10 protein-coding genes are annotated in these 10017 nt (G+C 63.0%); 4 read left to right on the top strand and 6 right to left on the bottom strand.

Annotated features, from left to right (window positions below; genetic code table 11):
- The coding region (locus tag VLE48_10785) for a GxxExxY protein (protein ID HSA93487.1) at positions 1–434 on the top strand (434 nt) is incomplete at its 5' end.
- 94 nt (positions 435–528) lie between these two features.
- Positions 529–2328 (top strand): acyl-CoA dehydrogenase family protein, encoded by a 1800-nt coding sequence (locus VLE48_10780; GenBank protein HSA93486.1) that lies wholly within the window; start codon positions 529–531, stop codon positions 2326–2328.
- Between the two features lie 96 nt (positions 2329–2424).
- Here the strand turns inward: VLE48_10780 and VLE48_10775 are convergent, their stop codons facing one another.
- Positions 2425–2697, bottom strand: coding sequence for a hypothetical protein (locus VLE48_10775; GenBank protein HSA93485.1), 273 nt, complete (start codon positions 2695–2697; stop codon positions 2425–2427).
- A 73-nt stretch (positions 2698–2770) separates the two neighbouring features.
- Here VLE48_10775 and VLE48_10770 point away from each other — a divergent pair, with 73 nt between their 5' ends.
- On the top strand, positions 2771–3319 hold the full coding sequence (locus tag VLE48_10770; GenBank protein HSA93484.1) for a DUF2911 domain-containing protein: 549 nt from the start codon (positions 2771–2773) through the stop codon (positions 3317–3319).
- Positions 3320–3370: 51 nt separating this feature from the next.
- The gene (locus VLE48_10765; GenBank protein HSA93483.1) at positions 3371–3763 is read left to right on the top strand and encodes a RidA family protein; all 393 of its coding nucleotides are present in this window, start codon (positions 3371–3373) and stop codon (positions 3761–3763) included.
- Positions 3764–3851: 88 nt separating this feature from the next.
- On the opposite strand, the gene gcvPB is transcribed toward VLE48_10765, so the two are convergent.
- The 5 genes from gcvPB to VLE48_10740 form a co-directional block, all read right to left on the bottom strand.
- On the bottom strand, positions 3852–5354 hold the full coding sequence (gene gcvPB / locus VLE48_10760; protein ID HSA93482.1) for an aminomethyl-transferring glycine dehydrogenase subunit GcvPB: 1503 nt from the start codon (positions 5352–5354) through the stop codon (positions 3852–3854).
- Positions 5351–6676 (bottom strand): aminomethyl-transferring glycine dehydrogenase subunit GcvPA, encoded by a 1326-nt coding sequence (gcvPA, locus tag VLE48_10755; protein HSA93481.1) that lies wholly within the window; start codon positions 6674–6676, stop codon positions 5351–5353. Before gcvPA ends, gcvPB begins: the two co-directional genes overlap by 4 nt.
- Positions 6676–7068 carry a glycine cleavage system protein GcvH gene (gene gcvH, locus VLE48_10750; protein HSA93480.1) on the bottom strand — a complete coding sequence of 131 codons (393 nt, stop codon included), beginning with the start codon at positions 7066–7068 and terminating at the stop codon, positions 6676–6678. The genes gcvPA and gcvH overlap by 1 nt, the downstream gene beginning before the upstream one ends.
- Positions 7069–7091: 23 nt before the next feature.
- Complete coding sequence (gcvT, locus tag VLE48_10745; GenBank protein HSA93479.1) at positions 7092–8252, bottom strand: glycine cleavage system aminomethyltransferase GcvT; 1161 nt, start codon at positions 8250–8252, stop codon at positions 7092–7094.
- Positions 8253–8985: 733 nt separating this feature from the next.
- Positions 8986–10017: methylmalonyl-CoA mutase family protein (locus tag VLE48_10740; protein ID HSA93478.1), on the bottom strand; the 1032-nt coding region annotated here is incomplete at its 5' end.

The following is a 10017-nucleotide window of genomic DNA, read 5'->3' as shown; positions in this document are numbered from 1 at the left end:
GGCCGGCATCTTTGAGAACCTTGATTAACCACAAAGGACACGAAGGAACACCAAGGAATCAAGTGCAGGTTACGGCGACAAATAGGCCCGGAATGACTGCCGACGAGGTGAGCCACGCGGTCATCACTGCCGCGATGAAGGTACACTCCGCGCTTGGGCCGGGACTGCTGGAGAGTGCGTATGAAGCCTGCTTACAGCACGAATTACGGAAGATGGGTCTCAAATCTGAGGCGCAGGTCGAATTACCAGTGGTGTACGACAGCATCAAGCTGGACCTTGGCTACCGAATCGACCTGCTTGTCGAAGATCTCGTCATAGTTGAGCTGAAGTCGGTGGAGGCACTCACGGCTGTCCACCAGGCGCAGATCCTTTCGTACCTGAAGCTGAGCGGCAAGTCGTTGGGCTGCTCATTAACTTCAACGTCGCTCACCTGAAGGATGGCATAAAGAGATTTGTGCGCGGCACTGATTGGAAATGACTCTTAACTTCGTGTTCCTTCGTGCCCTTTGTGGTTAAAGGAGAATTGACATGGCAACGGCAGCGGCAGAAACCAAGGCAATCATCGCCGGCGGCAGCTTCCTTATCGAAGACCGCGCGCCGGAGGAAGTCTTCACGCCCGAGGACTTCAGCGAGCAGCACCAGCTCATTGCGCAGACCACGGAAGAATTCGCGCGCAACGAGATCGTGCCCAACATCGAGAAGATCGAGCACAAGGACTGGGCGGTCACGCGCGAACTCATCCGCAAGGCCAGCGAGCTGGGCCTGGCCAACGTGGACGTCCCCGAAGAATACGGGGGCGCGGAGATGGACAAGGTGTCGTCCTCCATCATCTCCGACCGCATCGCCAAGTGCGGCAGTTTCAGCGTCAGCTTCACCGGGCACATGGGCATCGGCACGCTGCCCATCGTGTATTTCGGCACCGACGAGCAGAAGAAGAAGTACCTGCCCGGGCTCGCTTCCGGAAAGCTGATCGGCGCCTACGCGCTCTCCGAGTCCACCTCCGGCTCGGACGCCCTGAACTGCCGGGCCCGTGCCGAGCTCACTCCCGACGGCAAGCACTACGTCCTGAACGGCGAGAAGATGTGGATCACCAACGGCGGTTTCGCCGACCTGTTCACCGTCTTCGCCAAGGTGAATGGCGAGAAGTTCAGCGCCTTTTTGGTAGAGCGAAACTTCCCTGGTCTGACCATCGGCGCGGAAGAAAAGAAGATGGGCATCCGCGGCTCTTCCACCACGCCCGTCATCCTCAACGATTGCAAGGTACCGGCGGAGAACCTGCTGGGTGAGATCGGCAAGGGCCACATCATCGCCTTCAACATCCTCAACATCGGCCGCTTCAAGCTGGGCGCCGGCTGCACCGGCGGCGCGCGCACGTCGCTGGAACACGCCGTGGCCTACGCCAAGGAGCGCAAGGCTTTCGGCAAATCCATCGCCGAGTTCGGCATGGTCCAGGAGATGCTGGCCGACATTGCCGTGAACACCTGGGCGTCCGAAACCATGGTGTATCGCACCGTGGGCATGATCGACGCCGCGCTCGCCGGCATCGACAAGAAGTCGCCCGAGGCGTCCCGCCTCATCCGCAAGGGCATTGAGGAATACGCCGTCGAGTGCTCCATCGTCAAAGTCTGGTGCTCGGAGATGATGGACCGCGTCGTGGATGCCGTGGTGCAGATCTACGGTGGCTACGGCTTCGTCGAGGAGTACCCGGCGGAGCGCGCCTACCGCGACTCGCGCGTCAATCGCATCTTTGAAGGCACCAACGAGATCAACCGGCTCATCATCACCGGCTTCCTGTTGAAGCGCGCCATGAGCGGCCAGTTGCCGCTGCTGCCCGCCATCAAGAAGCTGATGGACGAAGTGCTTTCCGGTCCGGCCTCGGGCGACGACTTCGAGGGCCCGCTGGCTGCGGAGCGCAAGCTGGTGGCCGCGGCCAAGAAAATCGCCCTCTTCGCCTCCGGCGCGGCCTCGCAGAAGTACATGACCGCGCTCGCCGACCAGCAGGAGATCATGGGCGCCATGGCCGACCTCACCATCGAAGCCTACGCCATGGAATCCGTGGTGCTGCGCGCGCAGAAGATGGTGGCAACCCGGGGCGAGACGGCTGCCGCACTGGCCGTCGCTCTGACCCAGGTCTATCTTGCAACCGCCATCGAGAAGGTGGAATCGGCGGCACGTAAGGTGATTGCGGCCGTTGCTGAAGGCGACATGCTGCGCACCCAGCTCGCCATCCTGCGGCGCCTGGGGAAGTACGAACCGTACAACGTCATTGCGCTGCGACAGCAGATTGCCCGGCGCGTGATCGAGACCGGCAAGTACGTAACGGCATAGCGCAAAACCACAGGGGACCCAGAGGAGCACGGAAGCCAGAGGGTAGACTCGCCCGCCTGGCTCTGTGTTCCTCTGTGTCCTCCGTGGTTAAGACACTCAGGCCGTTGTCTTTCCGTCGCGCTCTTTGCGCAGCTCTTCCATCACGGCCCGCACCAGTTCCTTGGCATCGGTCAGCGACTTGAGAACCAGTTCCACGTCCATCACCGGACGGTCGGGATAGCGCTGGCTCTGGCAGTAGACGCCGTGCTGGCCCACCAGCACCATGGCGTCGGTAAGGATGTCCATGGTGACGGCCAGGCGGCCGCGCGGCACTCCCATCATGAACTCGTACTTCTGCAGCTCTTCCTGCTTCTCATCGAACACGGACATGCGATAATTCTACCCTTTGCCGGGCGGGCGGCAGGCGGTCCCCAACGGCAAATCCCAGGTAAGGAAGGTTCCGATGCGCCGATTCCTCGCTTCCCTGTTCACCTTCGTTCTCTTCTCCTCGATCCTTCTGGCCCAGCAGGAAGACAAGAGCAAGCGCCCCTCACCGCCGGGCACGGCCGAAATCACGATTGCGGGAAAGAAGATCACCATCAACTACAGCCGGCCGAAGATCAAGGACCCCAAGACCGGAGCCGTACGCAAGATCTACGGAGGCCTGGTTCCCTATGGCGAGGTGTGGCGTACCGGCGCGAACGAGGCCACGGAGCTGATCACGGAAGCCGACCTCTCCATCGGCGGCGTCTCCGTCCCCAAGGGCACGTACACGCTCTTCACCATCCCCGGCGAAAAGGGCTGGATGCTCATCATCAACAAGCAGACCGGCCAGTGGGGCAGAGACTACGACGTCAAGCAGGACCTGGCCCGCGTGGACATGAAGACCGAACCGATCGAGATTCCCATCGAGCAGTTCACCATCTCCTTCATGGAAAAAGGCAAGGATGGCGCCACGCTGCGCCTGGACTGGGAGAAGACGCGCGCGTGGGTAGAGTTCACGGCCAAGTAGCCGTGTTGTAGTGCATCGCCGCAGTCAGTATGGACGGGCAAGGAGGTCCGCATGGCGCGGCAAAACATTTCGTCGGGGACGCCCTGGGAGCCCCTGGTCGGTTACTCGCGCGCAGTCCGTATCGGCAACCATATTTACGTCTCCGGAACCACCGCGACCGATAAGGATGGACTCATCGTCGGCGCGGGCGATGCCTACGCCCAAACCGTGCAGACCCTGCGCAACATTGAGCGCGCGCTGAAGAACGCCGGCGCCTCGCTCACCGACATAGTGCGCACGCGCATCTTCGTCACCAACATCGACGATTGGGAGCAGATCGGCCGGGCTCACGGCGAGTTCTTCGCCACTATCCGCCCCGCCACCACCATGGTCGAGGTCGCCCGGCTCATCGATCCCGATATGCTGGTCGAGATCGAAGCCGAGGCCATCGTAGAGAAGTCTTAACCACCGAGGGCACAGAGAGACGCGGAGGCTTGCCACAGGCCTTTGAAATCTCTGTGTACCTCTGTGTCCTCTGTGGTTGAAGCTGTTACTAGTCGGCGGCTTCGCGCATCGGCGGGCGCCAGCGCAGCACCGGCTTGCGCGCCGCCTGCACTTCATCCAGACGGGAGACGCGCGTGGTGTGCGGGGCATCCAGGATGACCTGCGGCTCCCGCTCGGCTTCTTCCGCAATCGCGCGCATGGCCTCGATGAACAGGTCCAGCTCTTCCTTCGACTCGCTCTCTGTCGGCTCGATCATCAGCGCGCCCGGCACGATCAGCGGGAACGACGTGGTATAGGGATGGAATCCGTAGTCGATCAGCCGCTTGGCGATGTCTCCCGTCTTCACGCCCTTCGCGGCCTGCTTCTTGTCGCTGAAGACGACCTCGTGCATGGTGGGCGTCTTGTAGGGTAGCTCGTACACGCCCTCCAGCTTCTTGCGGATGTAGTTGGCGTTGAGGACGGCATCTTCGGTCGTCTGCCGCAGGCCGTCGGGACCGTTGGCCAGAATGTAGGCCAGTGCGCGGACGTGCATGCCGAAGTTCCCGTAGAACGCTCGCACCCGGCCGATGGATTTCGGCCTGTCGTAATCGAATTCGAGCGAGCCGTCAGGATTCTCCATTACCACCGGTAGCGGCAGGAATGGCTCCAGCCTGCGCTTGCACGCCACCGGCCCCGATCCCGGACCGCCGCCGCCGTGCGGCGTGGAGAACGTCTTGTGCAAATTCAGGTGCATCACGTCCACGTTGAAATCGCCCGGCCGGGTCTTGCCCACCAGCGCGTTCAAGTTGGCGCCATCCACGTACAGCAACCCGCCTTTGGCGTGCAGGATGTCCGCAATCTTGTGGATCTCCTCCTCGAAGACACCCAGGGTATTGGGGTTGGTGAGCATGAGCGCGGCTACATCCTCGTTCATCTGCCGCTCCAGCGCTCCCACATCCACCCTGCCCGCTGCATTCGACTTCAGATTCTCCACCACGTAGCCGCAAATGGCCGCCGTCGCCGGATTCGTGCCATGCGCCGAGTCGGGGATGAGGACCTTCTTGCGCGGATTGCCCTGCGCTTCCAGAAACGCCCGCACCATCAGGATGCCGGTAAGCTCGCCGTGCGCTCCCGCCGCCGGCTGCAGCGTGATGGCGTCCATGCCGGTGATCTCCAGCAGGCAGTCCGCCAGCGCTTTCATAATCTGTAGCGCGCCCTGCGAGAGACGCTGTGGCTGGTAGGGATGCGCTTCCGCCAGGCCGCGTAGCCGGGCCACGACCTCGTTCACGCGCGCGTTGTATTTCATGGTGCACGAGCCCAGCGGATACAAGCCCGTGTCCACTCCGTAGTTCCATGTGGAAAGCCGTGTGAAGTGGCGGATGATCTCGATCTCGCTCACTTCGGGCATGTTCCCGAGGTCGGAGCGCGCCACCGCGCCCAGAATTTTCTCTGCATCCACCGCCGGCACGTCCAGTGGCGGCAGCTTCCACGCCGCCTTGCCGGGGGACGACTTCTCGAAGATGAGGCCTTCGTTCTGGTTGACGTGCGTCGTGGCCTTGCGCGGTCCGCTCATGCCCGCACCGCCGCCACCGCCGCGTCGATGGACTCGCGCTTCATCTGCTCCGTACAGCACCACAGCGATGCGTTCCCCAGTTCGGGATAGAACTTTTTCAACGGGAAACCGCCCACGATCTTCTTCTCCAGCAGGCGGCGGTTGAGCTCGTGCGGGTCTTCCTGCGTCTGGACCACGAACTCATGGAATCGTGGCGCGCCGTCGAACAGTACTTTCGCCTTCTTGCGGAGCTCGCCGGCAGCATAGGCGGCTTTGGCCAAGTTGTGACGCGCCAGCTCCTTCAGCCCCTCGCGTCCATAGACGGAAAGAAAGATGGTGGCCATCAACGCTACCAGCGCCTGGTTGGTGCAGATGTTGGAGGTGGCCTTCTCCCGGCGGATGTGCTGCTCGCGGGTGGAGAGCGTCAGGCAGAATCCTCGCCGGCCGTGGCGGTCGCGGGTTTCGCCCACCAGGCGCCCGGGCATCTGGCGCACGTATTTCTCACGCGTGGCCAGCACGCCGCAGAAAGGCCCGCCGAATCCAGGCGGTACCCCGAACGACTGTGCCTCCATGGCGACGATGTCCGCCTCCGCCGGCGGTCGTACGATGCCCAGCGACACTGCTTCTGCGACCACGACCACCAGCAGGGCGCCCTTGCGGTGGCCAACCTCGGCCATGGCGGCGACGTCCTCAATGGTGCCGAAGAAGTTCGGCGACTGCAGAATGACGCAAGCGGTCTGCTCCGTCACCGCCTTATCGACCGCGGCCATGTCGACGCGGCCATTCTCGCCATAGCCCACCTCGGTGACCTTCATTCCTTCATGTTGCACGTAGGTGGCGAGCACTTCGCGATATTCCGGATGGACGGTGCGGGCCACCACCGCGGCGTGGCGTCCCGTGATGCGCGCCGCCATCATGGCGGCCTCGGGAACGGCCGTGGAGCCGTCGTACATGGAGGCGTTGGCCACTTCCATGCCCGTCAGCTCGCAGATCATGGTCTGGAATTCGAAGATCGATTGCAGTGTGCCCTGCGCGATCTCCGCCTGGTAGGGCGTGTACGCGGTGAAGAACTCGCCCCGCGACGCCAGGGCCTCGATCACCAGCGGCCGATAGTGCTCGTAGACGCCAGCGCCCAGGAAGCTGGCGTGATCCGCCGCCGTTCCCGCGCCCCGCTCGCGAAAGTACTCCACGATTTCCGACTCGGCCATCTGCCGCGGCACCTTCAGGTCGCGGCTCAGGCGGTACTCGGTGGGAATCTGCGAGAACAGGTCATCGATGGAGCGCGCGCCGATCTCGCGCAGCATCGCTTCGCGGTCGCTGGGGGATTTGGGCAGGTAGCGCATCAGGAGCTGGAACTTTCCTGGGCCACGAACTTTTCGTATTCCTCGGCGGACATCAATCCCTTCAGCTCGTCCTGATTGTCCAGCGTGACCTTGATCATCCAGGTCCCGTGGGGATCGCTGTTGATCTTCTCCGGCGCCGTGACCAATTCCTCGTTCACCGCCGCCACCGTCCCGGAAACCGGAGCGAACAGATCGGAGACCGCCTTGACCGATTCCACCGTGCCAAAGCTTTGCATGGCCGTGACCTTCGCGCCCGGTTTGGGAAGGTCGACAAAGACAATGTCGCCCAGGGAACTCTGGGCGTGATCGGTAATCCCGATCATTCCGCTCTTCCCGTCCAAACGGATCCACTCGTGTTCTTTGGTGTACTTCAGTTCTTTGGGATAGGCCATGCTCGTTCTCAGTCCTCTCCAGTCTAATTGCGGATCCGCTTGTAGAACGGCGTCGGGATCACGCGGGCTCTCACCGCCTGGCCGCGTATCTCCACTTCCAGGGCAGTCCCCGGCGCCGCATGTCCCGGTGGTACGTAGGCCAGCGCAATGTTCTTTTTCAGATAGGGCGCGTAGGAACCGCTGGTCACACAGCCGATCTCACGGCCACCCGCGTCCATCACCTTGTAACCGTCGCGGGCAATGCCACGCTCGGTCATCTCCAAGCCGATCAGCGTCCGCTGGATGCCCTCGGTTTTCTGTCTGCCCAGTGCCTCACGTCCGACGAACTCGCCCTTCTCCATCTTGCAGAATCGGTCCAATCCCGCTTCCCACACCGTGATGGACTCCGAGATCTCGTGACCGTAGAGCGCCATCTTGGCCTCCAGGCGCAGCGTGTTCCTCGCGCCCAGGCCACACGGCAGGAGGCCGAGCGCATCGCCGGCGCCCAGCACCTCGTGCCAGACGCGCGCGCTGGTCGCCGCGTCGGAAGGAACATAGATTTCGAAACCGTCTTCGCCCGTGTAGCCGGTCCGCGCGATCAGCACCCGGTCGAGCCCGCACACCGTTCCCGTGGTAAACCAGTAGTTCTTGATGGCGCCGAGGTCGGCGTCCGTCAGCTTGGCCAGCACTTCTACCGCCCGCGGCCCCTGGATCGCGAGTTGGGTGTAGTCATCACCTTCGTCGATCACGTCGCAGTCGAACGTGCGGGTGTTCTCGCGCACCCAGCGCGCATCTTTCTCCCGCGTACCTGCGTTGATGACCAGCAGGTAGTCGCTTTCTCCCATGCGATGGACGATCACGTCATCCACAAACGTGCCTTGTGGATAGAGCAGCGCCGAATACTGCGCCTGGCCAACCGCCAGCCGTGCGGCGTCGTTCATGGTGATGTGCTGGACCGCCTCAAGTGCCTGCCGGCCCCGCACGCGGATGTCGCCCATGTGGCTGACGTCGAACAGTCCCACGGCGGTACGCACCGCCATGTGCTCCTGGATAAGCCCGCCCGGTCGTCCGCCCCAGCCCGCCGGATACTCCACCGGCATGTCCCAGCCGCCGAAGTCCACCATCTTTGCTCCCATCTGGCGATGGACGCGGTTGAGGGCGGTCTTTCGAAGCGTCGACGTGGTCGCCTCGACGGTCGGAGACAAGTGGGATTTCCTTCGTTGGGTCGCTAGCTGCCGGCCCGCTGAGATGGCAGAACCGCCTACGTTACCACGCGGTTTTTCGCACGGTCAACGCTCGGTGCCCTGGTCCTTCGCTGGCCTCTCCTCGGCACGAGGGTCTACCAGCGCTCTCCCCGCCGGCCATGCCGACCGGCTGAACGCCGATCCATTGAACCGCCAGTTGCAGTCGTGACACCGGTAGGGACGGCGAAGCGTCAGCCGCAGGATCCAGCGCTCATAGAAACTCCGGCGGCGCGAGCGATGCACACTCCGGCCCTTGCACTTCGGACAGACGCGGACCTGCACTCTTGCCTTCCTCTTCCTCCATTCTAGCGATTCCTCGCCGCACCCCGTGCACATCTCGCCCGGCGCGCTCTGCCCCTTTTCCTCGCGGCCGAAACGCGTTACATTGCACGCATGGCTGACCCGTTCCACTGCGCCGTCTGCGGACAGGAAGAGAGCAAGTGTAACTGCGACAAGTATTGCTTCCTCTGCCAGGGCGCTCACAATGTCCGTCTTTGCCAGGACGGCATGTACTACTGCCTCGATTGCCGCGAGGCTTGCGACTTCCAGGCGCAATACTGAGAAACCGCTTGCCTGTCACTCGGCTCGTTTGAATTCGGATCAGGGACGGTTTGAGCAATGCTGATAAGGAAACACGTCGTCACGTCCCGCCTTTCCCATCGCAGTTCGAAGTTCGCAGATCACAGCTCACAGGTCAGATGACCACCGTCTCCTTGTGCTCTCCGAACACGCTGCGCATGGCGTCGGAGATCTCCCCCACCGTGGCGTAGCTTTCCACCGCTTGGAGAATGCGAGGCATAAGGTTGTCGCCGCTACCGGCGGCGGCTTGCACTGCCGCCAGCGCCGCCTTCCACTTGGTTGCATCGCGGCGCGCGCGCAGCGCCTGCAGCCGCTCCACCTGCTGGCGTTCCAGCCCTTCGTCCACGCGCTGCACCGGCACCGAGCGTTCTTCCTCCACCGTGAAGCGGTTCACGCCCACCACGATGGCTTCCTCGTCTTCCACTGCGCGCTGATACTCATAGGCAGCGTTCTGGATCTCCTGCTGCACGTAGCCGCGTTCGATGGCGCGCAGCATCCCGCCCAGGGCTTCGACCTTCTCCAGGTACGCCCTGGCCCGCTCCTCGATAGCGTTCGTGAGCGCCTCAATGTAGTACGACCCAGCCAGCGGATCGATGGTATGGGCCACGCCCGATTCGTAGGCCACCACCTGCTGGGTGCGCAGCGCGACGCGCGCGGCCTCCTCGGTGGGCAGGCCCAGGGCTTCGTCATAGCTGTTGGTGTGCAGCGACTGCGTCCCTCCCAGCACCGCCGCCACCGCCTGCAGCGTGGTGCGCACGATGTTGATCTCCGGCTGTTGCGCGGTCAGCGTCGATCCCGCCGTCTGGGTATGGAAGCGCAGCATCTCCGATCGCGGATTCTTTGCCTGGAAGCGTTCCCGCATGATGCGCGCCCACAAGCGCCGCGCCGCGCGGTACTTGGCCACCTCCTCCAGCACGTTGTTGTGCGCATTGAAGAAGAATGAGATGCGCGGCGCGAACCGGTCCACCTCCAGGCCGGCTCGCTGCGCGGCCTCCACGTAGGTCATGGCATTGCCCAGCGTGAACGCCACCTCCTGCACCGCCGTCGAGCCCGCTTCCCGCATGTGGTAGCCGGAGATGGAGATGACGTTCCATTCCGGCACCTCGCGGTTCGCCCACGCGAACATGTCGGTGATGATGCGCATGGC

The sequence above is a fragment of the Terriglobales bacterium genome (assembly GCA_035454605.1).
In the GTDB taxonomy this organism is placed as follows: domain Bacteria; phylum Acidobacteriota; class Terriglobia; order Terriglobales; family Acidobacteriaceae; genus DATMAB01.
The sequence above is the reverse complement of the archived record's forward strand: the minus strand, read 5'-3'. Positions and strand labels throughout refer to the sequence as shown.

Coding starts and splice junctions, on each gene's coding strand:
- VLE48_10780 (HSA93486.1), top strand. CDS start 529: ATGGCAACGGCAGCGGCAGAAACCAAGGCAATCATCGCCGGCGGCAGC.
- VLE48_10775 (HSA93485.1), bottom strand. CDS start 2,697: ATGTCCGTGTTCGATGAGAAGCAGGAAGAGCTGCAGAAGTACGAGTTC.
- VLE48_10770 (HSA93484.1), top strand. CDS start 2,771: ATGCGCCGATTCCTCGCTTCCCTGTTCACCTTCGTTCTCTTCTCCTCG.
- VLE48_10765 (HSA93483.1), top strand. CDS start 3,371: ATGGCGCGGCAAAACATTTCGTCGGGGACGCCCTGGGAGCCCCTGGTC.
- gcvPB (HSA93482.1), bottom strand. CDS start 5,354: ATGAGCGGACCGCGCAAGGCCACGACGCACGTCAACCAGAACGAAGGC.
- gcvPA (HSA93481.1), bottom strand. CDS start 6,676: ATGCGCTACCTGCCCAAATCCCCCAGCGACCGCGAAGCGATGCTGCGC.
- gcvH (HSA93480.1), bottom strand. CDS start 7,068: ATGGCCTATCCCAAAGAACTGAAGTACACCAAAGAACACGAGTGGATC.